The 25,702-nt window shown below is 43.9% G+C and carries 24 protein-coding genes and 1 other annotated feature; of the genes, 3 read left to right on the forward strand and 21 right to left on the reverse strand.

The genetic code is table 11. From position 1 onward, the window contains the following. Positions 1-20 precede the first annotated feature (20 nt). A complete protein-coding gene (locus GKZ87_12625) occupies positions 21-857 on the forward strand; it encodes a phosphotransferase (protein ID QSI26276.1) in 837 nt (278 codons plus the stop codon). Positions 858-1,209: 352 nt separating this feature from the next. Here the strand turns inward: GKZ87_12625 and GKZ87_12630 are convergent, their stop codons facing one another. The 5 genes from GKZ87_12630 to GKZ87_12650 all read right to left on the reverse strand — a co-directional run bounded on the left by GKZ87_12630 (position 1,210) and on the right by GKZ87_12650 (position 6,860). After that, positions 1,210-2,544 (reverse strand): ABC transporter permease subunit, encoded by a 1,335-nt coding sequence (locus GKZ87_12630; GenBank protein QSI27956.1) that lies wholly within the window; start codon positions 2,542-2,544, stop codon positions 1,210-1,212. Then, positions 2,544-3,707 (reverse strand): ABC transporter permease subunit, encoded by a 1,164-nt coding sequence (locus tag GKZ87_12635; protein ID QSI26277.1) that lies wholly within the window; start codon positions 3,705-3,707, stop codon positions 2,544-2,546. The genes GKZ87_12630 and GKZ87_12635 overlap by 1 nt, the downstream gene beginning before the upstream one ends. Further along, positions 3,704-4,597: an ATP-binding cassette domain-containing protein gene (locus GKZ87_12640; GenBank protein ID QSI26278.1), complete on the reverse strand. Its 894-nt coding sequence runs from the start codon at positions 4,595-4,597 to the stop codon at positions 3,704-3,706. Before GKZ87_12640 ends, GKZ87_12635 begins: the two co-directional genes overlap by 4 nt. A gap of 312 nt (positions 4,598-4,909) precedes the next feature. Then, positions 4,910-5,932 carry a LacI family DNA-binding transcriptional regulator gene (locus GKZ87_12645; GenBank protein QSI26279.1) on the reverse strand — a complete coding sequence of 341 codons (1,023 nt, stop codon included), beginning with the start codon at positions 5,930-5,932 and terminating at the stop codon, positions 4,910-4,912. Between the two features lie 49 nt (positions 5,933-5,981). Then, positions 5,982-6,860: a Cof-type HAD-IIB family hydrolase gene (locus GKZ87_12650; GenBank protein ID QSI26280.1), complete on the reverse strand. Its 879-nt coding sequence runs from the start codon at positions 6,858-6,860 to the stop codon at positions 5,982-5,984. 102 nt (positions 6,861-6,962) lie between these two features. On the opposite strand from GKZ87_12650, the gene GKZ87_12655 reads away from it, so the two are divergent. After that, a complete protein-coding gene (locus tag GKZ87_12655) occupies positions 6,963-7,427 on the forward strand; it encodes a thioredoxin-dependent thiol peroxidase (GenBank protein ID QSI26281.1) in 465 nt (154 codons plus the stop codon). A 76-nt stretch (positions 7,428-7,503) separates the two neighbouring features. Here the strand turns inward: GKZ87_12655 and GKZ87_12660 are convergent, their stop codons facing one another. From GKZ87_12660 to GKZ87_12690, 7 genes are all read right to left on the reverse strand, one after another. Next, positions 7,504-8,037, reverse strand: a complete 534-nt coding sequence (locus GKZ87_12660) for a hypothetical protein (protein QSI26282.1) — start codon at positions 8,035-8,037, stop codon at positions 7,504-7,506. Continuing rightward, positions 8,025-10,094, reverse strand: a complete 2,070-nt coding sequence (locus tag GKZ87_12665) for a hypothetical protein (GenBank protein ID QSI26283.1) — start codon at positions 10,092-10,094, stop codon at positions 8,025-8,027. Before GKZ87_12665 ends, GKZ87_12660 begins: the two co-directional genes overlap by 13 nt. Before the next feature lie 280 nt (positions 10,095-10,374). Then, positions 10,375-11,994, reverse strand: coding sequence for a chaperonin GroEL (gene groL, locus GKZ87_12670; protein QSI26284.1), 1,620 nt, complete (start codon positions 11,992-11,994; stop codon positions 10,375-10,377). 23 nt (positions 11,995-12,017) lie between these two features. Then, entirely contained in the window at positions 12,018-12,284 is a 267-nt protein-coding gene (locus GKZ87_12675; protein ID QSI26285.1) for a co-chaperone GroES, read from the reverse strand. A 396-nt stretch (positions 12,285-12,680) separates the two neighbouring features. Further along, entirely contained in the window at positions 12,681-13,616 is a 936-nt protein-coding gene (locus tag GKZ87_12680) for a hypothetical protein (GenBank protein ID QSI26286.1), read from the reverse strand. Continuing rightward, a complete protein-coding gene (gene thrS / locus GKZ87_12685) occupies positions 13,613-15,349 on the reverse strand; it encodes a threonine--tRNA ligase (protein ID QSI26287.1) in 1,737 nt (578 codons plus the stop codon). Before thrS ends, GKZ87_12680 begins: the two co-directional genes overlap by 4 nt. Further along, on the reverse strand, positions 15,342-15,866 hold the full coding sequence (locus GKZ87_12690; protein QSI26288.1) for a GNAT family N-acetyltransferase: 525 nt from the start codon (positions 15,864-15,866) through the stop codon (positions 15,342-15,344). Before GKZ87_12690 ends, thrS begins: the two co-directional genes overlap by 8 nt. Before the next feature lie 30 nt (positions 15,867-15,896). Further along, positions 15,897-16,100 (reverse strand) — a binding site (T-box leader). Positions 16,101-16,442: 342 nt separating this feature from the next. Here GKZ87_12690 and GKZ87_12695 point away from each other — a divergent pair. After that, positions 16,443-17,066, forward strand: coding sequence for a recombinase family protein (locus tag GKZ87_12695; GenBank protein ID QSI26289.1), 624 nt, complete (start codon positions 16,443-16,445; stop codon positions 17,064-17,066). Positions 17,067-17,136: 70 nt separating this feature from the next. On the opposite strand, the gene GKZ87_12700 is transcribed toward GKZ87_12695, so the two are convergent. The 9 genes from GKZ87_12700 to GKZ87_12740 all read right to left on the reverse strand — a co-directional run bounded on the left by GKZ87_12700 (position 17,137) and on the right by GKZ87_12740 (position 25,470). Beyond that, on the reverse strand, positions 17,137-19,044 hold the full coding sequence (locus GKZ87_12700; GenBank protein ID QSI26290.1) for a DUF2207 domain-containing protein: 1,908 nt from the start codon (positions 19,042-19,044) through the stop codon (positions 17,137-17,139). Positions 19,045-19,083: 39 nt separating this feature from the next. Further along, a complete protein-coding gene (locus GKZ87_12705) occupies positions 19,084-19,635 on the reverse strand; it encodes a LemA family protein (GenBank protein ID QSI27957.1) in 552 nt (183 codons plus the stop codon). A gap of 157 nt (positions 19,636-19,792) precedes the next feature. Beyond that, a complete protein-coding gene (locus tag GKZ87_12710) occupies positions 19,793-21,025 on the reverse strand; it encodes an aminopeptidase (protein QSI26291.1) in 1,233 nt (410 codons plus the stop codon). A 4-nt stretch (positions 21,026-21,029) separates the two neighbouring features. Beyond that, positions 21,030-21,935 carry an ROK family protein gene (locus GKZ87_12715; GenBank protein QSI26292.1) on the reverse strand — a complete coding sequence of 302 codons (906 nt, stop codon included), beginning with the start codon at positions 21,933-21,935 and terminating at the stop codon, positions 21,030-21,032. Between the two features lie 77 nt (positions 21,936-22,012). After that, positions 22,013-22,333, reverse strand: coding sequence for a hypothetical protein (locus tag GKZ87_12720; GenBank protein ID QSI26293.1), 321 nt, complete (start codon positions 22,331-22,333; stop codon positions 22,013-22,015). 9 nt (positions 22,334-22,342) lie between these two features. Further along, on the reverse strand, positions 22,343-22,741 hold the full coding sequence (locus GKZ87_12725) for a pesticidal protein (protein ID QSI26294.1): 399 nt from the start codon (positions 22,739-22,741) through the stop codon (positions 22,343-22,345). 242 nt (positions 22,742-22,983) lie between these two features. Next, positions 22,984-23,676, reverse strand: a complete 693-nt coding sequence (locus GKZ87_12730) for a hypothetical protein (GenBank protein QSI26295.1) — start codon at positions 23,674-23,676, stop codon at positions 22,984-22,986. Then, the gene (locus GKZ87_12735) at positions 23,676-24,458 is read right to left on the reverse strand and encodes a hypothetical protein (protein ID QSI26296.1); all 783 of its coding nucleotides are present in this window, start codon (positions 24,456-24,458) and stop codon (positions 23,676-23,678) included. The genes GKZ87_12730 and GKZ87_12735 overlap by 1 nt, the downstream gene beginning before the upstream one ends. Continuing rightward, positions 24,445-25,470: a hypothetical protein gene (locus GKZ87_12740; protein QSI26297.1), complete on the reverse strand. Its 1,026-nt coding sequence runs from the start codon at positions 25,468-25,470 to the stop codon at positions 24,445-24,447. The genes GKZ87_12735 and GKZ87_12740 overlap by 14 nt, the downstream gene beginning before the upstream one ends. Positions 25,471-25,702 lie beyond the last annotated feature (232 nt).

Raw genomic sequence — 25,702 nt, forward strand, 5'->3', positions numbered from 1 at the left:
TGATTAAACAGGTGATATGAATGAAAGCAATGGATTTTCTGGATACTCTGTTTTTTGACCCGGACATTACCATAACCGATATGCATAAGGGTCTGACAAATCAGAACTTCCTTCTGAACATGAATCAGGAAACCTATGTGCTGCGGATTCCCCGCGCAGATAGTGAACATATTGTGAACCGTCATCATGAAACGATGGCACTGGAAGCGATACAGGCACACGATATTGATGTGGAAACAATTTACTACGATGAAGCAAGCGGATATAAGGTAACGCGCTATCTGGCGGATGCGAAAACCTACAGCGAATGTGAAGACCCGCTCAAAATTGAAAAAACCGCAGCTTTAATGAAACGATTTCACCAGTTGAACAAACAGGTGGATGCGGATTTTGAGCCAGTCCGTCTACTGCAGCAATATCAAAGCCGTGTCCGGCAGCCGCTCTATGACCTTCAGCCATATGAGGATGTGGTGCAGGCGGTATCCCAACTGCACAATCCCAAAATCCTCTGTCACAATGACTGGGTGGATGGGAATATCCTGTTCACAAAGGATAAAACCTATCTGATCGATTATGAGTATGCCGCAAACAATGACCCGCTGTTTGATGTCATGTCTTTTCTGAGTGAAAACCAGATCGAAGACCCTGCTTTACGGGAACGCTTCTATGCGGTATATTTTGATAAACTGGATGACACTCTGCGCCATCAGCTGGATATCTGGGAAAGCTTTCAAAACCTGCTGTGGTGTAACTGGGCCATGATGATGTGGGAAAGCCGCGGGGAAGAAATTTATCGAAGCATTGCAAAGGACAAATATGAGGCGCTGAAGAGAAAGCACACCATACTATCGGTGTAAGGCTAAGTTCTACAGAATACCCGAACGCAGGGTTTCTTCTCTTATGGTGAATAAGCGAATCATATGTATGCCCTATATCTTGTTTGCATACAAAAACGAAAAGATGCAGGATGATACTTGCATCTTTTTTAGGTTTATATTTTTAAGAAAGCATGAATTGTCAGAGACTTTTTCCCATCTTTGGGAATATGAGAAGCATGAAATACAAAAAGCTTATGCATACCCATCCTTTTGTGTCTTATGCTCCTTCCTTTTTAAGTGAGAATGAATCCGTAATAGAAGCTGCATGTTTTTTTATATTATGCACCAACCCCATCAAAACAATATGCCTGCTGTCCCCTTATGCAAGTCCTCATGCCGCATCCTTTCTCTGAAATATCCAGCGAGTTATGACATACAGCAAGCTGCAGGAAAGCGTTAAGGTTAGGATGCCATGCAGATACGTATAGGAGGAATAGCCGCTAAGAATTTCCACCGGATTAAAATAGGTAAATGGTAGCCAGGCAAACCATGCCTCCATGTTTTGCGGCTGTGCGATTCCCATACCCAGCAGTAATATGGCAAGCGTCAGAACCAGCGATACCATCTTATTTTGGCAGATGACATTGAATAGCAGATTCAGCAGCATGCAGAAGGCAATCACGAGTAATGCCATCACGATCACATATCCTGTAAACTGCCACATCGGCATAAGATCAAACTTCGTATTTGGACTCTGCACATGATAAGGTATAGAGAAATAACGGGTAATGCCAAGCGTATACGTCATCGCATTATTTTCCTCCGTTTCCGTCAGAGTATTTTCCATTTGTTCCAGCGATGTCAGACCATGCACATTGGTTAACACCGGGGCCTGCACGCGGTCATAATGATCAAACATTGCGAAGCATAACGAAAGCAAAAGCAGGGGTACGAGAAAGATCGCAGTAAGAGCAGCCATATTGCTGCGCATTTTCTGATGCAGATAGTGAATACGCTTGCGTGGCTGTGACAGCAGCGTCTTGAGCACACCGCTGTCCTTATCCTCATGGATCGTATCAAAGCACAGAAGGGTTATCAGAATAACCGGAAGAATAGGAAACAGACTGCGGATAAACTGTACGATCAGTGTGGAGCTATCCGTTGTAGAGTAGGTGAGGGTATCAATATGCTGCTTCTCGAGCTGATCATAAAAGCGTGCGGTAAACTGATAATAAGGAAACATCTGCGTTTCATCCCCCATCATAAACTCATTGGCCCAATCCGCTGCAATCTCGCTGTCTGTGAACTCCGGCAAACCGCGTTCCTTGCGTAAGGTCTGCAGTGTATCCTCCTGTGTTATGTAATCATGGTAATATAAATCATAATTTCGTGTTTTATACAGTGCGGATACGCGCCGTGCCTGCAGAAGATTCACTTCGGCAAAGCTTTTATTCACATTCTTCCAGTCCTTTTTTTGAATCGCAGCCTTCAATTCCTCACTCTTTTTGCTCAGCGTTGTAAAATACCCGGCTGTTTCATCGGACATTAACAAAAACAGTTGATTTTTAACCTTGTTTTCTGCTTCCAGAGCATTTACATACAAATCTCTGTGCTCCAGAGCTGCTTTTTCATTCAAATCCACAGCAGTCAGAATACCGCAGAGCAGCACACACAGCATAGCAATCCATAGCTTACGCTTTCGCAGCAGCTTTTTTATTTCCAGCATCATCGTGTACCTCCTTCCAGATCCTTCCTTTTCACAACTATGATATTTAGGATAAAGAACAGCAGAATACCGGCAATACACAAAGCCGTGCACGGAAGCAGGTCAAGCGCAAAATCATGTGTCACGATTTCTATCGGAGCCATGTAAAAGAATGGGACCCAGGAAAACAACGGCAAAGAGGAGCCGAAAATCCGGATGAGAAAATAAATCAGAATTAGCACAGAGCCTGCGCACAGCATCGTATTGGATATCGTTTTCTGCCAGGAGGCAAGCAAAGCGGCAACCATCATATAAAATACAAGGACAAGGAAGGTAAAGGGTATAACTCTCACCATCAGCCCGGACCATGGCATCACATCATAGGTATGCACAACATATGGATACGCACTGCTGCCCATTCCATACGTAGTCAGCGGCAGGATGGAAAACAGAGCGAGTGCTGCCAGAAAAGCAACCAGGATCACAATGGTTGCGGATATGACCTTTGCGATCATAAGCTTCTCCCTTGCGATGGGCTGACTGTAAATCGTTTTAAATGCGCCGCTTTCATAATCATGGCAGATTTGATCCGCCATAAGTAGCATAACCACCACCATAAGCAAAAGCATGGTATCCTGCTGGAAGATTTGTAAAAGAAAATTCAATAGATTAGGCTCATACGGTGTCGTATAAGGCGGAATATTTTGTTCCTGGAAGTAGCGGTAAAAGTCCCTGTCTGTTTCCAGTGATTTTCTTGTAATACCGTAATCCTTTAATTCATCATGATAAAAGCCATGATCCATCATCGAAAGAAGGCTTTCTGCACGTCCGATTGCATATGCATTGATATTCTGCCAGTCATAATACTCGGATGCCTGCCGCATTAGTGTCCAGCTGTACAGATTATCATTGATTTCACACCAGCCGTATGCTTCTTCTCTTTGTCCCGGTGTTTCCTGATTGTTTGGTGTAAATTGCAGCTCATGCATCAGATCACCACAGCGCGTGCCGATAATCGTATTCTGATTATGCAGCTGTATGATCAAATCGTCCTCATAGCTTTTTGCCTTCTGCAAAGAAAGTGCATAAACAACCGAGAAAAAGCATAGAAAGGCCGCAAAGGCTGCCAGAATACGGCGTCCCTTCCAGCTTCTTCGCAGTTCAGCCAGAATCATATCCTTCACGCCGCATCACCATACACTTCCCGGTAAATGGCTTCAATGTCAACATCCTCTTTGACAATATCGAGCACCTGTATGTCACGCTCTATCAGCTTTTTCAGATAGATGTTTATTCCTTCCTCATCACGGAACATCGCCTTCACTCCCTGACCATCGCGCTGCAGCCTTGCTTCCTCGACCGGTATGGATAAGGCAGTCTCAAGATCCTGTTCATGCACATAAAAGGTATACACATACGCATTGTGTACAGCTGATGGTGTTTCCACGATTTCTCCCTGGTTAATACAGATGATACGGTCTGCCACCTTTTCAATCTCCCCAAGCTGATGCGAGGAAATCAGGATCGCCACATCCTCCTCATCCGCAAGCTGGCGAAGCTCCTGCCGAAGCTCCATAATCCCCCGGGGATCCAGTCCGTTTGTAGGCTCATCCAGAATCAGAAATTTCGGATGCCCCAGCAATGCGATTCCCAGACCGAGACGCTGCTTCATTCCCATGGAATATTGTCCTGCACGTTTTTTGAGATTTTTTCCTAGCCGTGTGAACTCCGCTATTTCCTGAACCCGCTTCTGATCGACATGCTTCAGCTTTGCGAAATACTGCAGATTTTCATAACCGCTCAATGTAGGATACAATCCCGGTGCTTCTATCATGGCGGATACATATTGCAAAGCAAGCTCACGCTCCTTCGCCAGATCATGTCCCTCGATGATAATCGTTCCGCTGCTTGGATACAGCAGGGATGCCATACACTTCATCGTTGTTGATTTCCCAGCGCCGTTTGGCCCGATGAAGCCAACGATCTCATGATCCTGAATAGAAAAGCTCACATTTTTTAAAACCTCATGCTTTCCAAAGGATTTACATAAATATCTTACCTCAGCCCTTATCATAAATGCCTCCATTCTCTCACCTTATGTGAGTATAAATGTTTATGAAAGTATTTCAAATCATTTCGTCTTGATGTTCTTTCACACATTTACTCCCCAATGCTTCTATCGTTATTGTAAATGGGGATAAAGAAAATTGCAACTATTCATGCGTAAAAAAACTGATACCAGGTATCAGTTCGTTATGCTTTACAGTCTATTGGGGAATAACGCACAGCATACAAGAAGTATTGCTGCTATAAAAGCTGTTTAGTAGCGTCCTATTCCCGTTCATTATTACATCACTTATTCCATGCCTTACTAAGCATCCAGCAGCTATCGTACACTTTCCCCTTCTCTAACGGAGAAAACCTCTGTCTGTTCCTTCACAGCTGTCTTTTCAATCAGGGCATTCATATGCTGTACGATATCACTGGCATATGCGGCATAATCGTAAACGAGTGCCGTAAGCGTTGGTGACATCACAGTACATAGCTCATGTCCGCCAAAGCTGATTACGGATGTATTCTGCGGTATGGCGATATGATATTCTCTTGCGAATTTTGTTAAAGGTACAGCCATTTCATCCCGTTCCAGCAAAAGGAGATCAAATTTCTCTGTAAATACCTCTTTGATTTTCTCATAGATATCCCCATAGCTTCCATCACACAGGCACAGCTTGAGATCGATCGGCTGCCGTTTTTCATGGTAAGCATTCCGGATACCCTGCAGACGCTGTTCTGCCAGCTCCTGCTCAGTACCAAGGTAGCGAACGATCAGCTGTTCCTTTTTCAGCATATACGCCCCCAGAACCTCACCAGCCTGTACTTCATGAAAGCAGCAGCTATTCAGCTGTTCTTTTTTCTCATGCAGAAAAAGCACCGGTATGGAGGTTGTCCGCATCTGCTTCTGGATAAATTCCGTACTGGAACAGCTCTCAACCAGAATCCCGTTTACATTTTGGACGATATAAGAGGTGAGATATTTCTCCTCAAGCTCCTCCACTCCATCCGTTATGCAGATGGAAAACGTAATATTTTGTTCTCTGAGTACATCCTTTAATGCCTGTATAATATTTCTGGTACGCGGCAAAGTGATATCCTTCACCAGCATACCGAAGCGGTAATTCCTCTGTTTTGCTTTTACATTTGTTTTTGATTTTTCGCCCTTTGGCTCCGTTGTCTTTTCGTTTGTCTTATTTGCTTTACTTCCTCTGGCAACATAACCGGTTTCCTGAATGGCAGCACGTATCCTCTCTGCGATCTCCTCCCGTACATTTTCCTGTTTGAGAAAGCGGGATACGGTTGCTTTGGAAACACCGGCAAGTTCAGCAACGTCCGCAATCGTAGCTTTTTTCATACTCGAACATCCTTTCCATGAGTCATATAGCTTTATTTTACATTATTTTCTAAAATTTTGAAACCTTTTTTTCTTCTACGGTTTTCAAAAGGCGCTCCAGCACATAGGCAACCCCGTGTTCAGCATTGCTTCGCGTCTGATAATTGGCAGCTTCTTTTATGATATCCGCTGCATTTGCCATCGCAAAGCTGTAGCGGAATTCCTGCATCATAGAAAGGTCGTTCAGGCTGTCTCCAAATACCATAACTTCATCCGGATGCAAGCCCTGTTCTTCACACAGCTTTTTCAGTGCCAGCCCCTTTTGTGCATGGGCGGCTGTGATTTCGATATTATCCGCAATGGAATTGGTGACAGCAGTATGCTTGAGTGCTTGCAGCTGTGTACGCACAAAATGCAGCTGCTGTCTATCGTCCCCAAAGGCTTCCAGTTTATATAAGATAGGCTTCTCCTGCAGATAACGAAAGACATCTTCAATTTCTCTGTCATAGCTTCCAAAGGAGGATTCCTCCATAAGCCTGGATATTTCATCATCCCGCATGCCCTGCTTACGCATATGCTGCATAAACATCGCCCTGCCCTTTTCCGGTGAGCTGCTGACAACTCCCTCGTCTGTATACATATGATAAGGCAGTCCGCTGTTCTCCAGAATATGGATTGCGGCAATAGCGGTATCCAATGGCAGCGGCGTATGAGAGAGCCGTCTTCCCTGTGCATCCGTTATCAAAGCTCCGTTTAACAGCAGACAGTCACAGCGAATCCCCTCTTTTTCAAACATAGGCGCCACACTTTGATAATTTCGGCCGGTTGCGGCCATAAACGTGATACCAGCCTGTTGAAGGTTATGAATCGCCTGAATATTACGCAAAGGCAGCTGATGGGCTTCATCCAGCAGGGTACCGTCCAAATCACAGGCTACAAGTTTAATCATAGAACAACCTCTCTTTCGCATACCTGTATATTTTACCATGCATTCGACTTTCTTCACAATGAAAATCGTGCTAGAATAAAGAAAAGACAGGAGTTGATCAACATGCTGGAAACTGGCAGCAAAGCTATTGATTTTACATTACCGGATGAACAAGGCAATCCGGTTTCCTTACATTCCTTTAAAGGGAAAAAGGTTGTGCTGTATTTTTATCCTAAGGATAATACCCCGGGATGCACAAAGCAGGCCTGCGCATTTAAGGCAGCCTATGATGAATTTAAACGAGAGGATATCGTGGTCATTGGAATCAGTAAGGATTCCAGTGCTTCCCATGTGAAATTTAAGGAGAAATATGAATTACCGTTTCTTCTGCTTTCGGATACTGAGCTAAAGGTTATTCAGGCCTATGATGTCTGGAAGGAAAATAAGCTGTATGGAAAGACCTATATGGGTGTGACGCGTTCCACCTATGTGATCGATGAGGAGGGCATCATTATAAAAACCTTTGAGAAGGCAAGCCCTGCCAACAATGCGGCGGATATCCTCCAGTATCTGAGAGAGAACAGGTAATTGAAATTCCCGTAATATGGAAGCTGTATGATTGAAGCGGATAAGAGCTTCCTAAATGCAAAAAAATGAGCAATGCTCATTTTTTTTGACGAATACGTAAAAGACTGCTGTTCAGATTGCGGCTTGCCTCACTTCCTGTAGCTTGCAGCTGCAGGTGATATTGCATACAGATCAGGCTGGAGGTCACCGCAAATAGTAGAAAATGCTCCATGATCAACAGACAGATATCGATCGTCAGTGTGCTTTCCTTTGCATAGCTCAGATACAGCAAAGACAGACCTGTATACACGATTGCAAACAGCTGCAGCGATGTTGTGACGGATACGGCTGCGGCCTCTTTATGTATTGACATCTTCCTTCGCTTTTGAACAAGGAAGCTGATCAGAAAGCAGCCTAGAACAAAGCCGGTTCCCAGTGCCGCCTTACGCAGAACATCCTCTGCCGTTTCCGCATGCAGATAAACCAATATGCCATACAGGGGAAGATCAACCAATATGTACAGCAGCATAACCGGTAAACGGGTAGTCGTTAAAGAATGCCTTCTTAGTGTGAAGAAAACAATTCCAGCACTCACTGCAAGCAGCAGTGTGGCTATACTCAAAGATCGCATGCCTGTTCCCTCCCTTCGCTTTGCAGCATTAGCTTCTGCTGATGCAATACCGCAAGCATGTGCTGCTGCAGCCATAAAAGCAGCTCTGTACGCATGATATATACATACTCCTCCTGCTGTTCACGTTCCTCCTCATGAAAGCTGTAATACTGAATTTTCATTTGCTCCACATCCTGAACGGATATGGTATTAAGCTGATGTAGTGCTAATAGAACAGCATTTATAGCATGGTATCCAGGCTGCTCCACACGCTGGCGAGGTGCCATCATGACATATCCATGCTCCCTGGCATAGGGTACCTCCTGATACAATCCGGTATACGCACACAAATATGAAAGAACCTCACATACATACTCACGGATACCTTCCTTTTCCTGCACCGGAATCTGTGATGCGGCGGCATAATACAGCTGCTCCAGCAGCTCCTCCTCCGGATCAATGCCGTGTTTTTTTCTGCCATGCAGAGCTGAAGCATACCGGTTGATCCAGAAAAACGGCAGAATCGCTGATATAACATCGACAAGTGAAGCGATCAGAAAGCAGATCAGTGCCGTATTACGCGCTGCCTCTGACTCGGTAAAGCGTGAGAAGGCAATAACGGTTATATCGGTAAAGGAGCGGTTTTTCAGATAGCTTGTATCCAGTGCTTTCATAATGACATTCACTGTTTTCGCATCCAGTGCCTGCAATACCTTGGCATGGTCCTTTAAAGCATAATAGCTGTCCGATATTTGCAGCTCCAAATCAATACGGAACTTCTGATATTCCTCCTGATGCATATTCTGAAACGGCAGAAATGCACGCAGCAGGCTGGTTACTGCAGCTTCCTGCTCCTGCTGGCCGGAACCGAGAATGTTATGTTTCTGCTGAAGCGTTTGTATATCGGTAAGCTTTAGCTCTTGAAATTGCTGGTACTGTGTCACCATCTGCATAAGCTGATCCAGTGTCACCTGCATTGGTTTTAGATCCTTCATGCTGTCTGCGCCGGCTTCCTTCAGAAAAGAATTCAGTGTATCCAGCAAATGATTATAGGAAAGTGTCAGGTTCTGAAATTCTGTATAGGTCTTTTGGGAGGGCTGTTTGCGCGTTCCGGAAGACAGCTCATCCAGCTCCTTCTTCATATTCTGCAAATTGGAAGAAGATGCGGCAACTTGTAATTGCTTGATCGCTGCTTTCAGCTTTTCTACCTTTTCTTCATTATCAGCAATTTTTTCCAAGGCCTTTGACAACTCTTTCTGATCTGTTGTCTGTGTTACACTGGTTCCACCATCAGACAGCTGTGAGGTAGTAACTGAGGTAGAGGGCTGAATAGATTGCAGGGTTCCGGATTTTTTCTGTATGGATGCAATAGAGCTATCAGTTATACTGATCAGCTGCTTTGCCTGGTTCTGCAAAGAATTCAGCGAACGCTCATAGGATACATAGTCACCATATACAGCGCCTAATTCTTCCTTTGCGGCAGTAAAGCTGCTCTGGTATTCCTTATATTGATTTTTATAATCATTTAATGGCGATATCGTATTGTTTATAATACCGACATAGGATGTAAGCACGGATATACACACAATCACCAGAAAGATCATATATCTGGTCGGCTTCATATGCGCATGCTGCCCGGCCTGCTTACTAAAGTAAAACAATAGCACCTGTACCACCATGGCGAATAAAAATGGAGCCAGCGGATTAAGATCCAGCAGATAATACCGCGCACCACGATAGGTCGTTGTTAATGAAATCAACTGCAGCGCAAAGGTGGCAAATAAAATAATCATGGTCGCATGCTGTCCGGTTCTGGCATTTCGCGGGAACAGGATATCACGGATCTGCTGTGCCTGCTCATCCTCCTTACGCAGCATGTCCTTTCTGTTTCTCTGGTTAAGCTGTCGCTTATGACGATCCTCAATACGATCACGCGCTGCTTGTTTCAGTAAATCAAACAGGGAGCCGATAACACGGATTCCTTTTTTCAAACCATTATACAGATACAGAAACAGTTGGCAGATATCCTGCAAAGGATGAAAAGCACGCTGCTTCTTTTCTTTTGTTTCTTGTTCCATAAAACCTCCTTTTTCCCCTATAGGAATTATATATAAGGGAATTAAAGGAATGCTGTAAGAAAAACAAAAGATTTTCTAAAGAAAGCATCGTCTTTTTTTTAACATGGAAATCACCGTATTTTTTACATAAGGAGACTTTTATAGAGGCTGCTGAATATGGACATTATTCTGAATAGCTGTACATTGATCTGTTGCAGCCCCACAAATTCCAGAATATACTGAGCCTATACCATAAAAAAAGCCGTCAGGTTATTCACCCAGCAGCTTTATGATTTATTGATTAGTACATTGGCCCTGCAGGCATTGGAGGCATTGGAGCTTCCTTTTCCTTAATAGCTGCAACACCGGCTTCTGTCGTCAGGAACAGAGCGGAGATGCTTGCAGAATTAAGCAGTGCGCTTCTTGTAACCTTAGTAGGATCAATGATGCCTTCCTTGAACATATCCACCCAGTTACCGTTTTTCGCATCAAATCCGATATTTTCTTTGGAGCTCTTCTGCTGCTCAACGATTTCCTCAGCATTGTAGCCTGCATTTTCTGCAATCTGTGCGATAGGAGCCAGCAGCGCATCCATAACTACCTTGATACCCTTTTGTACATCCACTACATCAGATTTCAGTTCATCCTTTAACGCGATGTATGCTTCTACCAGAGCAGCACCACCACCGATAACGATACCTTCTGCGACAGCAGCACGTGTTGCATTCAATGCATCCTCAATACGCAGCTTCTTTTCCTTCAGTTCACTTTCCGTTGTTGCCCCAACCTTGATGATTGCAACACCGTTGCTCAGCTTACCAAGACGCTCTGCATAACGCTTCTTATCGTAATCGCTCTTGCAGTTTTCCATCTGTGCGCTGATTTCCTTTACGCGTGCCTCGATTGCATCCTTTGCACCGTTTCCGCCGATCATCGTAGTATTGTCCTTTGTTACGACAACCTTTTTAACAGTTCCTAAATCCTCCAGCTTCATTTCCTTCAGATCCATGCTTAAATCCTTAGAATAGAAGTTAGCACCTGTCAGAATTGCGATATCCTTCAGGATTTCCTTCTGGTTGTCTCCAAAGCCTGGTGCCTTTGTAGCTACAACATTGAAGGTACCACGCAGTTTATTTACTACCAGTGTAGAGGTTACCTCATTTTCAATATCGTCTGCCACCAGCAGCAGCGGCTTGTTTGTCTGTACAACCTGCTCCAGCACTGGCAGAATTTCCTGTACATTGTTGATTTTCTGGTCTGTGATCAGAACATATGCATTTTCCAGTTCAGCCTGCATTTTTTCATGATCGCTTACCATATATGGAGATACATAGCCCTTGTCATACTGCATACCCTCACTGATTTCCAGCTCGGTATCAAAGCCGTTGGATTCATCAACGGAGATAACACCGTTACGTCCAACCTTTTCCATAGATTCAGCGATGATGGTACCAACTTCCTTGCTTCCGCTGGAAATTGCTGCTACGCTTGCGATATCATTGCTGGTTTCCACCTTATGGGATTTCTCCAGGATGTGTTTTGCAACCTCCTTGCTTGCATATTCAATACCTTCTCTCATCAGAACAGGGTTTGCTCCCTTTTCCACCTGACGAAGACCGTTACTGATCATGCTCTGAGCCAGAATGGTAGCTGTTGTAGTTCCGTCACCAGCAGTATCGTTGGTTTTGTTTGCCACCTCATATACCAGTTTTGCACCCATGTTTTCAAACTTGTCTTCAAGTTCGATTTCCTTTGCGATGCTGACACCGTCATTGGTAATCAGCGGAGAACCGTATTCCTTTTCCAAAACGACATTACGTCCCTTTGGTCCAAGTGTCACACGTACTGCGTCTGCCAGTACATTCACACCGTTCAGCATTGCTGTTCTTGCATCTTTTGAAAAACGTACTTCTTTTGCCATGTTTATTACCTCCTGTTATGTTTTTAAGCCAATACAGCTAAAATATCTTCAGCTTCAATAATAATGTATTCTTCATCGTCCAGTTTTACATTCGTACCGGAGTATTCTTTATAAACCACCTTATCATTCTCCTTGATATCAGCCTTGCTGTCAGGCCCGATGGCTACAACTGTTGCATAGCTTGGAACATTTTTGGAATTGTCTGTCAGAATAATTCCGCTGGCAGTTGTTGTTTCCTTTTCTGCCTTTTCTTTCTTCAAAATGACGTTATCGTGTAATGGTTTTAACATATAAAAATACCTCCTTGTCTTTTAGCACTCGCAGTTCTCAACTGCTAACACATACTATTATACTCAATTTTAGCACTTTGGCAAGAGGATTGCTAAAAAAAGATGAGAAAATTTAAGATGGCCGCTTACGGCATCCGATATTGCCTTTTTCCATGCTTTTACCGCACAGTAATACAGGGATCCTTTTATTGTATGCTGGTAACGCTTCTCCTATGCAAATAAAAAAAGATAAGGCATTTTTCTGCTTTTCAAACAAATGATATGGAAATGATATACAAAGAAACAAAGGACGCGAAATCACTTGTACTACCATGATTTTGCGTCCTACAGCTTATCTGTTATAGAAACAGCTTCCGGTATGGAAACACTGCTTTTATCCTGCTGCTGATACTTTTTTTATTTTGTATATGCGGCATCGTCCAATGTAATTGCAAACTGCTTGAGGAATACTGCGATATCCTTTTTAACTGCTGCTGCTTTTTCATAGCGGATGTTCTGGCGTGCCCAGGTTTTCTGTGCAATCTGTGCACTTGGGATTCCAAGCTTTTCAACCGTTGCTGCTTCCACCGCCTTGGCAATCGCTGCATCATCAGCCTTCTTCACGAAGTCCTCAGCCTCTTGCCGATAGGCTGCAACCTTTTCTTCACTGCCCTTTTTAATAAACAATGCCGCCTGTGGATATCCGCTTTGTTCCAGCTGATTCTTATCCTTGTACTCCTGTTGAAGATCCTTCAGCACCTTTAATTCCATTCCCTTTTCCTTCGCCTTGGCAATCGTTGCAGTAGCTGCAGGCTCTGCCAGCAGACCAACCGCTGCTTTTTTGCTCAACAGCTGCGCCTGAACTTCATTAGCTGAATTGAAATAGCGGATTTCCGGTGTTATGCTGCCAAGATCCATGCTGCTTTCCAGAACCTTCTGCGGCACGGCTTTTTCACCAAACGCCGCAAATATACCTTCGCTTTGTAAGGCTGCTTCATCCGTTCCAACAATATACAGATTGCCCCACGTAACAACAGAGTCTATGAGGTAATCACTCTTTCCTTTGGAAAGCAGGGTTGCCCCCAGATTGATCGGAGCGATAATTGCATCATATTCCCCATCCTTTTTCGCAAGCTGGGCACGCAGGACATCGGTACCGTCCACAGTATCAATAGTTACATTTTTATTATCGTAAAGTCCCAGCAGGGATAACGATGGAGCGCCCATAGGCGCAAGAATTTTGATTGGCTCTTCCTTTTTGGTTTCCTGTTCCTCCTGCTTACTGCTCTGTGTGCTACAGGCGGTCATAGAAACCGCCACCAATGCAGCGAGTGCACCCTTGATCAGCTTCATGACAGTGTTTTCTCCTCTACAGCACTGTTCATCATAGCGATGAAATCCTCCAGCGGCATTGTCAGGGATTCCTTACTCTGTGCGCGTCGCAGTGTCACGCTTCCATTTTCAATTTCTCCATCACCGATCACAAGCTGATAAGGAATCTTGGAAAGCTGTGCTTCACGAATACGGTATCCAAGTTTCTCATTTCTTGCGTCCAGCTTACTGCGGTAACCCAATGCTAATAGCTTCTCATTTACTTCATTTGCATATTCCAGATGTTTTTCATGGTGAACCGGTACCACGCTCACCTGCTGCGGAGCTAGCCATACTGGGAAATGTCCGGCGAAATGCTCGATCAGGATACCGATAAAGCGTTCTATGGAACCAAAGATTACGCGGTGCAGCATGACCGGGCGTACCTTGCTGCCATCCTTTTCAACATAAGTTAAATCAAAGCGCTCCGGCAGATTCATATCCAGCTGGATCGTACCGCACTGCCATTCCCTTCCCAGAGAATCCTTGATATGGAAGTCCAGCTTCGGGCCGTAAAATGCTCCGTCCCCAGGGTTTACCTTATATTCCTTACCGGCATGCACGCAGGCATCCGCAAGTGCTTTTTCACTCTGCTCCCAGATTGCCAGATCCCCGATATACTTCTTTTCCGGGCGTGTTGACAGCTCAATGCGATAGCTCAAACCAAATACGGAATACACACGGTCGATAAACTGAATCAGGCGCATGACTTCCCCTTCAATCTGATCCGGACGCATGAAAATATGCGCATCATCCTGTGTAAATGTACGAACACGGAACAGTCCGTTCAAAGCGCCGCTTGCCTCATGACGGTGTACCTGTCCCAGCTCACCCATTCGCAATGGAAGATCCTTATAGGAATGCAGACCGTTTTTAAACACCAGCAGCGATCCCGGACAGTTCATTGGCTTAATCGCGAATTCACGATCATCCACCATGGTCGTATACATATTCTCTTTATAATTTTCCCAGTGTCCGCTTACTTCCCACAATTCCTTACTCATCATAATCGGAGTTTTAATAAACTGATAATTCTCTTTTGTATGCTCCTCATACCAGAAATTTTCCAGCAGATTACGGATAATCATACCATTTGGCAAAAAGAACGGCATACCGGGAGCATATTCACTCATCATGAACAGACCCAGCTCTCTGCCCAGCTTTTTGTGATCACGTTTTTTTGCTTCCTCCAGCAGGTGCAGATGCTCCTCCAGCTCTTCTGCAGAAGGAAAACAGATTCCATAAATTCTCTGCAGCATCTTATTGCTGGCATCGCCCTTCCAATAGGCACCGGAATGCTTTAACAGCTTGAAATTCTTTAACTGCTTCACAGTATCTACATGAGGGCCGCGGCACAGGTCAATAAATTCACCCTGCTGATAACAGGTAATCGTTCCATCCGCAAGATCACGAATCAAATCCATTTTATATGGATCATCCTTAAACATTTCCATTGCCTCATCCTTGGAAATTTCCTTGCGTACGATACGTTTGCCATCCTTGGCAATCTTTTTCATTTCTTTTTCAATTTTCGCAAGGTCTTCTTCCTTAATGACTTCATCACCCAGGTCTATATCGTAATAGAACCCCTCGCTGATAACCGGTCCTACCCAGAATTTTGCCTGTGGATACAGACGCTTTACAGCCTGTGCCATCATATGTGCACAGGAATGATTCAATTTGCTTAATTCCTCATGCTCTTTAATATCAATCATTTTCATTTCCTCCTATCCAGAATATATCAAAAGCCTCATTTGTTTCCGGTACCTGATACCTTCGTTCCCATATACCGCCTGCATGCTCTATCGTTTTCCTTGACGCGATATTGTCACTGCGGCAGCTGACCATAACCGCATGCAAACAATACTCCTGCTTTGCAAGAATAACAGCCTGTTGCAGCATCTCACTCGCTATTCCCTGTTTTCGATACAGCGGATGCACGCGATATCCGATATGCCCGATGTACTGCCTCAGAAATGGGTTTAATTCATGCCGCAGCAGCAGCGTTCCAACGATTTCACCTTCCTGCTTGCAGACATACAGACTGCTGGGTACAATTCCCTTTGGCAGATGTCTGCTGTTATGCCAGTCTATCTGTGCCTTTAGAAAGCTGTTCATATCCGCATACCGACAGCGAAACGGCAAGATATCTGTTTCGTGGGCTTTTTGGCAGGCAGCTTCATACCGCTGCAGGGCATCGGCATCAGAAAGCTTTACAAGCTCAAGTTGCATACCGTCACCTCCATGAAAAAAAGACTGCATCCAAAGGACGTCAGTCTTACACGCGGTACCACCTTTGTTCATATGATATCTCATATGCACTCAATCCCGTAACGCAGGTATGCGGCAATCCCTTTCGGGTGCTACTCCAAGGGAGTAAGATCAGTATTCCTTCAAAGGACTTTCACCAGCCGTCCTTCTCTCTGCATCAGAATAAAAATCTCATATCCTTTTCCCAGTATTTTATGTATGTCTATTTTATACACCATTCCTGTCCATATGTCAAATGATTCTCCCGGAATAGCGAAGTAAAATCGTAAATTCATTCTGTTTACGAAAGGAGATGGACACAACTGCTGCAAATATAAGCTGCTACCGCTCATTGTGAATGCTCAGTATTTCATGGATTTCGTCTTTTTGCACAATAAATTTTATGGTATTCTGAATTCTAACTTTTGTAGATATTTTCATAAAAACGTGTATAATTTACATATTTTTGGTATTTCGCTTTCAAATTGGTAAATTTTAACAGTTTCATTTCTACTGAAGTCTAGTATAATTTTCACATGCATGGAAAGGAGTATGTACATGAGAAAAACTTATGGTTATGTCCGAGTTTCCAGTCAGGATCAGAATGAAGCTAGACAATATCTGGAATTATTGGACATGGGAATTGAAAAGAAGTATATTTACATGGATAAACTGAGTGGTAAAGATTTTAATCGGCCTGCGTATCATAAGCTTGTCTATAAGAAACTGAAGCAGGGGGATTTGCTTGTTGTAAAGAGTATTGACCGTCTCGGCAGAAATTACAATGAAATTCTGCAGGAATGGAAGTACATAACCAAAGACAAGAAGGTGGATATCAAAATACTGGATATGCCCCTTCTTGACACTGATCAGAAAAAGGATTTAATCGGAACGCTGATCGGAGATATCGTATTGCAGCTCTTGAGCTTTGTTGCGGAAAACGAACGTATGAATATCCATCAGCGGCAGGCGGAGGGTATCCGCGCAGCAAAAATGCGGGGTGTCCGCTTTGGCCGTCCAAAGATTGCTTTGCCGGATGATTTTGAGGAAATCGTATATTTATGGCAGCAGGGGGAATTGCAGAGTAAGGAAGCAATTGCCATTTCCGGGTTGAAATATTCTACCTTTTACAAAAAGGTAAAGGAATTAGAGGATGGTAAAATCAATTCCGATACATTATAAAGAGCCTGTCAGAAGAAAAAGAAAACAAGTCCTGAGATTTATGTCAGAGACTTGTTTTTTATATCGTATACTACCAGCTTCCGCCGCCACCGCCGCCGAAGCCGCCGCCGGAGAAGCCTCCACCGGAAAATCCGCCGCCGCCAAAACCGCCGCCAAAGCTCCCACCGCCGGATCCGCTCTTAGGTGCCGGAACGTATGTAGCCGCAGCTGATATATCATGAAAGCAGTAATGGAAATGATTCCACCAGAGCATCGTTGTAAATACACCTGTTGAATCATAGCCCTGATACCATGAAGGTGCCGTTACCGCAATCGTTTCAAACTTCTTCACCCATACATCACTGACTCCCAATACATAGGCATATGGAAGAATTGAGAAAAATGCAGAGGGATCATCCTGCGCGAGCATTTCCAGACGCTCCTTTTCACAGGTTATAATGAAATCCTTTAGTCCTAGTATCTGCCCCAGCCAGCGCGTTCCCTGCTCACTTCGTTTATCCATAAATATCATAATCAGAATCAGCAGGATAGATATGACAGCATGAAGCAGCACTGCCCACAGCTGACCGCCTACATACAGCTGCAAGCCGCCATTTACCGCGATCAAAATACCATTGATAAAGACCATCAGACAAACGACAAGCAGGAATGTGGAACGCTTCATAACATAGCGCTTACGCATGATGATGATCCACGGTATGCAGGATATCATAAGGATAACAGCAGGTATGCAGTATGGTATCGCAAACAGATTCATTTCATATTTCGCTTTTGCACTGAAAAAGGAAAGCAGTAGCCCCGGCAGTGCGATGAAAATGATCATCAGCACCTGCAGTGCAATCGAAGTATTTGTAAAGATGCGTTTCTTTGGATCCTTGTTGAAATAGCTGCGCAGCATGCTTTTCGCATTCGCCAAGCCTCTGCGCACATCCTCATTCTTCATTCCTTCTTCCGTAACTGTTGTTTCCCGGATAAAAATGGAATCAAAGAAAACACGTTCATATGCATGACTGTTCTCCTTTGTCATATCCTGCAGCTTCTCCAGCTGAAAGCCGTCCTTCAGATCATAGATTTTGATAAATCCGCGATTTGCCCAGTCAATGATCAGTGATAGGATATCCTTATTTTCAACCATATTGTCAATGACATAGCCAACACCGGCACTATCCAGACCATCCGGCGCCTTAAATTCAACAGTTGCTATAATTTCATCATCGCGGCCGTATTTCCAGAAAAGCAGCAGAGCCACCATAAGCAAACAAATGGATGCGGCACTGACAGGCACAGAATAATCCTTCGGCTTTGGATACACAAAATAACCGTTTGGCAGATTCACCTTGATCGTTGCACTTTCGTTGGAAAGCAGGATTTTGCTTGTTTCTCCCGTGATGTGTAAATTCTCCACCTCGTGGCTCAGATTGCTCGTCGTCTCTCCAAATGCTCCGCTATAGGTAAATACATTGCCCTCATCAAATTCCTTCGGCATTTTTATATCATAGGATAAGTGCCTGATCTGCGTATCAAAGCTGGATGCAAGATTCCAATATAAGGCCTGTGCATGATTGCTCAAATCCAAATCCTTTGTTTTAACGTGATAGGATATCACATATTTCTGCTCTCCGTAAACGCTCTTGTCGGCATCTCCCAGCTTAACAATAACAGCATCGGCATTCCCCTCCAGGGAACAGGTACGACTGCATTTCACATCACTGACGGGAAAGTAATAGCTCTTTCTTTCCACCTTGCCATCAACATTCCAATCCATACTATAGGATGTCGGAATATTGCGGTAAAAGCCATGCTTTGGTTGTGTAAAATTCAATACATAGGTTTCTGTAACATCAATACCGCCATCCTCATGCACCTCCATGGATACATGCATATCATCAATGACAAAAGCCTCCTGCGCATGTACCGGTACCAGCATGGCAGTAAATAACAGACAACAGACAGCGATCCATCGTTTCATTTTTTTCATATCGTTTCCCTCATAAAAAGGAATAGCCGCGCTATCCCTTTAAAACTGCACCTTAACATTTTCACGCTGGGCAGCATCGTCGATTTCGTACAGCGGTTTTTTTGTCTTGTGGAACATACCGGCAAGCAGATTGCTCGGAAACATTTCCACCAGATTATTGAATTTCACACATACTGCATTATAGTATTTTCGTGCGTTGGCAATTTCAGATTCAATATTCTGCAGCTCTGTCTGCAGCTTGGCAAAATGCTGATCCGCTTTCAGATTCGGATACTGCTCACTGATGGCGTACAAAGGCCCCAGCATGGATTGAAAATTTTTCTCAGTTTTTATTTTTTCATCCAGTGACTGTGCGTTTACCGCAAGATTACGTGCACGAATGACCTTTTCCAATGTTTCCGCTTCATGCTTTGCATAACCCTTAATGGTTTCAACGAGATTCGGAATCAGATCATAGCGCTTTTTCAGATATACATCCATCGTAGAAAAGGCTTCCTCCACTTTATTCTGCAGCTTTACAAATTTGTTATAGGTTGAAATAACCCAAAACAGAATAAGTACTACTACGACAGCAATTACAATCAAAGCGATTGGCATAGATATTCCCTCCTTTTGTCAGCTAGATTATACCATATAAGATATAGGTTCACCAGTTATTCTTTCCATATACAGCAGTCTATGCACATAGATTCTGATTTTATATGCAAACAGCGCCTGCAAAGATGTGAAAAAGGCCGGAGATACCGGCCTAGAATACAAAATTACCTTTTTCAAATACGGAAACCTCGCGCCCGTCGTCACAAACTCCCGTGATTTTCATATCCGCACTGCCAAACATGAAGTCCACATGCGTCATCGAGTGGTTAGCACCAGCCGCCTGCAGCTCCTCCTCGCTCATATCAACACCACCTCTGACATTCATCGGATAGGCATCTCCAAGAGCAAGATGACAGGATGCGTTTTCATCAAACAGCGTATTCAGAAACAGGATACCACTTTTACTGATTGGGGATTCATAAGGCACCAGCGCCACCTCACCAAGGTAACAGCTTCCCTCATCAAAGTGAACGAGTGAGGATAGTGTATCATACCCTTTTTCAGCACCGAAATCCACAACCCTTCCATCCTGGAAGGTAAACCAGAAATTTTCAATCAGTGTACCATTGTAATCCAGAGGCTTTGTGGCATACACCGTCCCGTGAACTCCGGTTTTCTCAGGCATGGTGAAAATCTCCTCAGTCGGCATATTGGGATTAAATTCAATTCCGGAAACTGTTTTTTCACTTCCTCCTGCCCATATATGATGATGGACAAGCGTGACCCATAAATCCGTCCCCTGCTCATTTTCAAAATGCAGCTTCTCAAAACGATGGTTATTTAATATTTCTTCTCTGCGTGTGAAGTTTTCCTGCAGTCTGCTCCATTCCTGAATCGGATCATTATGTTCTTCTACATGGACAGCCTGCAAAATGCGGTCCCACAGCTCATCCACTGCAGCATCACTGCCTTCAAATTCTGGGAATACAAGCTCTGCCCATTCCTTATTTGGTACAGCGACAATACACCACTGTGTTTTATTCATCATGGTATAGGACTGCAGCTCTTTACCTGCCTTTGCCATTGCAAGGCGTGCCTTACTGATTTTGGCTGCATCCACATCCTTTAAGATACCTGGAATATCACTGATGATATGCAGGATACAGGCTCCTTCCTTCATATAATCCAGCTTACAGTCAATCTGCCACGGACGTACCGTGCTCAGTGTTTCCTCATCCTGATAACGGTAATGACTGCGTGATACATAATCATCCTTATAGAATACAAGAACTTCTTTTGCGCCTGCCTGATATGCTTCCTCCACACAGGCACGCGTCATATCCCGGGCCTCTACGGATGTATTGATAATCAGTGTTTGTCCCTCCTGCAGATTCACACCCTTGCGAATCGCCAGTTTGGCATACTTCTCTAAACGTGCATCCATACTGCTACTCCTTTACGTATGCCATCGGCAGCATGGCAGCACCAACGATTCCCGGCTCGTCCAGCTCTGCCTCCATAAATACAACCGTCTGCATACCCTTATGGATCATATTGCGGAAATAGTTTTCCATCTTATCGAAGAACACATCCTTCCCCTTCATAACACCGCCGCCGATAACAAAGACCTCCGGATCAACAACGTGTGCAATCTGGGAGAACATAACCGCAAGATCATAGGCCATTTCATCACATATTTCAAGAGCCTTGGCATTTCCCTTGCGTGCCAAATCGAACACATCTCCGGCATGCTGTATTGCATCCTCACCAAAAGCAGCCTTTCCCTTGCGTGTGATCGCTGTTCCGCTGGCTTCATTTTCAACAGCACCGACATTTAGATAATTTACCTTTTCACGGCTTCTGTCAATGATCAGATTGGCAATTTCTCCAGCATGTCCGTTTCTGCCTGCAATCACCTTCTGGTTAACGACCAGTGCACCGCCGATTCCGGTGGAAATCGTCACATAATAAACAATATCCTTTCCCTTTCCGGCACCCTGCAAGGCCTCTCCCATACCGGCAACATTCACATCATTATCCAGGAATGTCGGCACATGGAAATGCTCCTCGATTCTGGAAGCAATCGGATAGCCCTCAAAACCAGGCAGATTCGTAGCCAGAATCATTTTCCCGTTTTTGGTATCCACAGGACCCGGTACTCCCATTCCGATACCGGTAACCTCCTGATAGCCGTCAATGCGCTCGATCATGGAAATGATTTTGCTGACGACCTGCTCCACGCCCTTACCGATTTCCGTAGGCTCCTTTACAATCTGCAGGATCGCACCAGCTTCATCAACCTTTGCCACACGAACATTCGTACCGCCTAAATCTACACCAATATACGTTTTCATTAAAAAACTCCTCCTTTAAGACTATGTCTATATTGTATCATATCTTACGGAGCTTTTCCTTATTTATAACAACTTTCTCAACGTGCGCTGCTTTCCTTCACATAGATTTTATCATAATGGAATACCGGCATACGGACACTGCCTGACGTAATGACCTGATATATGCGCAAATCATCCTTGACACCTCGATTTTCCACACGTACATCATAGGCAGCAGAATGTGTTACCTGATCGATTACCGCAGGAGAAAAATCACTGCTCTCCAGCTCATGAACGATTCCATAATGAAAATCATTCAGCTTGGCAATCTGCATCTGTGCCGACATCACATTGATAAACAGCACACAGACAAATGTTAAAAAAATCATAGATAATGCACTTGTAATACTTATTTTCATAATACCTCCTCAATCTACCAGAATTTGAATGTGCTTCACGCTTTTCATTCCCAGCGAATTGCGAACCACACAGCGTATGGTATACACACCCTTCTCTTGTGTGTTCACACTTCCGTAAAATTCCAGTTTTTCACTGATATCCCCATCCTGATGATCAATCGCCCTGACTTGCGTTCTGATATCAAAGCTCATTCCCTGCTGAATTCGCTGATTCTGTGCGATGATTTGCGGAAAGGAATGCTCCAGCAGATTTTGATTGATATGCAGCTGTGTATTCTCCATTTGCCCACTTTCCTTTTCCATATAGGCCTTTGCACTGAACTGCCATCCGCCAAATACGGAAAACACCACCGCAACGATGAGCAGGGTAATCCATACCGGCGTACTGATTCTAACAGCATTTTCCATTAGAACAGCCTTTCCAAAAGCCTTGTGATGACACCTGCATACATCGCAAATGACAACAATGCAAGAACTGCTGATGCACAAAAGAGCTCTATAATCAGCTCAATGCTTTCCTTTACTGCTATATCCATACTATACTCCCAGCAGCTGCATGGACATAAACAGATGGTAGAACACGGAAAGCAGACCGCCTGCACAGATCAGCATCACTACGACTTCTACAGCCGTTTCCTGAACAGTTTCCATCAGCTCATAATCAGCTGGGATAAAATCAGGGATACGAAAAACATATACATGCAGGGAATACTCATCATAATCATCGTCAATGTGTCAGCCATAAACAATTCATTGCGGTAGCGTCGCTCACGCTTATTCTTTTCGATTTTTGACAGTGCCTTTGTCAGTGCGGCAATTTCATATTTCAGCTTTTCTTTTGAAAGACCGCGGTATTCATACAGCTTCATCATAATATCCTGAAAGCCGTCAATGTCATAGCCTGATAAAAAGTGCAGATAGGCATCCTTATCCGCATGATCCAGTGTAATCTGCTGGATGAACTCCTCCAGATCCTTCTTTAAAATCTCCGGTGTGGATTCATAGGAGATCGTGATTGCATTGTATATATTGTTTTCTCCGATCAGTGAGTAAATCGTATTGACCCATATGATTACGGCATCTGTTATTTGTGTGCATCGCTGATTATGCTTCAGCTTCAGCCAGAGCCATGGCAGCTTATACCCGGCATAGGAGAAGCAAAGCGCACATACGATTGTGATAAGCCATGTTGTTTCACTCAGCTTTGCCATAAGGATACCTGTTATTCCCAAAAGCAGTATCAGCCCCATTCGTATGAGCGGATAGCGGTTCTGTTCCTTTTGGGAGATCAGATAATCATATCTTGTCGTATCATGTGACATCCATTGTATTACCTGTTCCATTATTCATCCCTCCTCAACCATTTCTTATTAACCAAAGACATATAGACTATGAGAAACAAGAGCATCAGTATTTCAAGCTCAAGAAATGTGAAAAGCTGATACTGTGCATTTTCTATGATACCGGTCTGTAACTGTGCATCCTGATAAGCCAGCACCGAGTAGATACTGATTCCAAAGGAAAGAACCGTCATAAGATAAAACATATATTTTGCCGATTTCTTCTTTTTCTGAAACAGCAGCATACTGTTTTTCCAGCTGTCGTAATCAATCAGATCCAGATTGTAATAGACGGAATCCCCGCCCTGCTTTTCACCGGTTATCAATAAGGAATGCAGTCTTTTCAAATAGGTGTTTTCATAGGATTCTTCAATGTATCCAAGGGCTTTTTCATAATCTCCGCTTTCTTCTATTTCTAAGACTGCATGCTGGATACAGGCAGCCATCGCTGAAGCTTCATCAAACATACTACAGGTTTCCTTTAAAGCAGTATTCAGCTTTCCGTATACCTTAAAATACATGCGCATACCTTCAAAATAACGGCAGTATTCTTCAAATTTTCGCTTTTCACTCTGATAGACAAAATAGGAAGATATCACTGCCGGAAGCAGAAGCAGCAGGGTCGCAACAACAACACCGGTATACAATGCCTGCAGCTTCTGCATATAACAGATTGCGCCCACACACAGACAGGAGCCGCCAATTGTCAGCAGCAGATCCTTTCTGGAATACGTGCAGCCGTATGTATTGATCAAAGGTCTCTTTGTCACACTATAGGTTTTCAATCCCTTCCCTCCAATCCAGCGCTATACGCTGATTCTCAAAATATGCTTTAAAATAATCGGGCATTGCATATCGATAGACCTGTTCCTCTCTTTGTTCATACAGCAGGCATTTCTGCGGTATTCTGTTTTCGTCATTCCAAAACAGAGCAATTTGCCCGATAAAACGCTTCAATCTACCGTTTTTCATAACTCTGCAGGGCGTAATACACACCTGGATATAGTCATGAATCGTGGACAGCAGATGCTGATCATTTTTATTCTGTGAGAGCTGTATCATACGCTGCGGCATTAACAAAGCATCCTTCAAATGCAGTGTTGCCGTTACACGGGCAGAGCTGCTTAAAACAAGAAACAGATCATCCACTGCTTCATCACGCACCTCCTGAAAGCATACATAATCTGCATTATCACGCAGAATACACGCCGTAGTGTCTGTGTAAGACATGACATCATTCACAATATACTGTCGGATGTTTCGCTGCGGATACAGCTCCAGCATGCGCATTTCATCGATATCACTGAGCAATACAATGCTTGCATGCTCATCGCACATACTCAGCATCGTTTTCATTAGCTGTGTTTTTCCGGTTCCTACTTCACCTCCAAAGATCACACTCATCCTTGCTGATACGCAGGCCTGCAAAAAGTCAAATACAGTAGAGCTGCAATATTTCGTCTTTTTCGCTGATTTCTGTGTAATTACAAGCTCTACCGGATTTTTACGGATGCTCAGGGTAAAGCCGGATGTGGAGAAGGATTGATGTGTTGCATGAATACGCAAGCCGTCAATTTCTCCATCCAGTTTAGGATGCTCATAATTAAACTGATCATTGATTGCCCCCGCATTGCACAGTCTGTTTAAGAGCTGTTCCAGGTAACCGTCTTCCAGCTGCGCAACCCTACTTTTTCCCTTAAGCACATGGGTCACATACACACTTCTGCCATTGCTGTCGATATCTGTAATCATGGCATCCTTCACATAGGGCTGTAAAACACCAAAATCAAAGGACATATCAGCTTCCTGCTCCTGTTGAGTTAAACAGATTGTTTGTCTGTTCTACGGTTTTATCAGAAACACTTTTTGAGTATTCCTTGCTTGTAGCTATAAAGATACTTCCAACAACGAGTGCCAGTACGACAAGTACTGCAATTTTAGGTGCATTTTCCATTTTTTCATCCTTTCTATGGTTCTGCCATAAAAAAAGCACATCTCTGTGCCCGCTTTTTCTCAGGAAGACATAACC

The organism is Erysipelotrichaceae bacterium 66202529, assembly GCA_017161075.1.
GTDB lineage: Bacteria > Bacillota_I > Bacilli_A > Erysipelotrichales > Erysipelotrichaceae > Clostridium_AQ.

Coding starts and splice junctions, on each gene's coding strand:
- GKZ87_12625 (QSI26276.1), top strand. CDS start 21: ATGAAAGCAATGGATTTTCTGGATACTCTGTTTTTTGACCCGGACATT.
- GKZ87_12630 (QSI27956.1), bottom strand. CDS start 2,544: ATGCTGGAAATAAAAAAGCTGCTGCGAAAGCGTAAGCTATGGATTGCT.
- GKZ87_12640 (QSI26278.1), bottom strand. CDS start 4,597: ATGATAAGGGCTGAGGTAAGATATTTATGTAAATCCTTTGGAAAGCAT.
- GKZ87_12645 (QSI26279.1), bottom strand. CDS start 5,932: ATGAAAAAAGCTACGATTGCGGACGTTGCTGAACTTGCCGGTGTTTCC.
- GKZ87_12650 (QSI26280.1), bottom strand. CDS start 6,860: ATGATTAAACTTGTAGCCTGTGATTTGGACGGTACCCTGCTGGATGAA.
- GKZ87_12655 (QSI26281.1), top strand. CDS start 6,963: ATGCTGGAAACTGGCAGCAAAGCTATTGATTTTACATTACCGGATGAA.
- GKZ87_12660 (QSI26282.1), bottom strand. CDS start 8,037: ATGCGATCTTTGAGTATAGCCACACTGCTGCTTGCAGTGAGTGCTGGA.
- GKZ87_12665 (QSI26283.1), bottom strand. CDS start 10,094: ATGGAACAAGAAACAAAAGAAAAGAAGCAGCGTGCTTTTCATCCTTTG.
- groL (QSI26284.1), bottom strand. CDS start 11,994: ATGGCAAAAGAAGTACGTTTTTCAAAAGATGCAAGAACAGCAATGCTG.
- GKZ87_12675 (QSI26285.1), bottom strand. CDS start 12,284: ATGTTAAAACCATTACACGATAACGTCATTTTGAAGAAAGAAAAGGCA.
- GKZ87_12680 (QSI26286.1), bottom strand. CDS start 13,616: ATGAAGCTGATCAAGGGTGCACTCGCTGCATTGGTGGCGGTTTCTATG.
- thrS (QSI26287.1), bottom strand. CDS start 15,349: ATGATTGATATTAAAGAGCATGAGGAATTAAGCAAATTGAATCATTCC.
- GKZ87_12690 (QSI26288.1), bottom strand. CDS start 15,866: ATGCAACTTGAGCTTGTAAAGCTTTCTGATGCCGATGCCCTGCAGCGG.
- GKZ87_12695 (QSI26289.1), top strand. CDS start 16,443: ATGAGAAAAACTTATGGTTATGTCCGAGTTTCCAGTCAGGATCAGAAT.
- GKZ87_12700 (QSI26290.1), bottom strand. CDS start 19,044: ATGAAAAAAATGAAACGATGGATCGCTGTCTGTTGTCTGTTATTTACT.
- GKZ87_12710 (QSI26291.1), bottom strand. CDS start 21,025: ATGGATGCACGTTTAGAGAAGTATGCCAAACTGGCGATTCGCAAGGGT.
- GKZ87_12715 (QSI26292.1), bottom strand. CDS start 21,935: ATGAAAACGTATATTGGTGTAGATTTAGGCGGTACGAATGTTCGTGTG.
- GKZ87_12720 (QSI26293.1), bottom strand. CDS start 22,333: ATGAAAATAAGTATTACAAGTGCATTATCTATGATTTTTTTAACATTT.
- GKZ87_12725 (QSI26294.1), bottom strand. CDS start 22,741: ATGGAAAATGCTGTTAGAATCAGTACGCCGGTATGGATTACCCTGCTC.
- GKZ87_12730 (QSI26295.1), bottom strand. CDS start 23,676: ATGGAACAGGTAATACAATGGATGTCACATGATACGACAAGATATGAT.
- GKZ87_12740 (QSI26297.1), bottom strand. CDS start 25,470: ATGTCCTTTGATTTTGGTGTTTTACAGCCCTATGTGAAGGATGCCATG.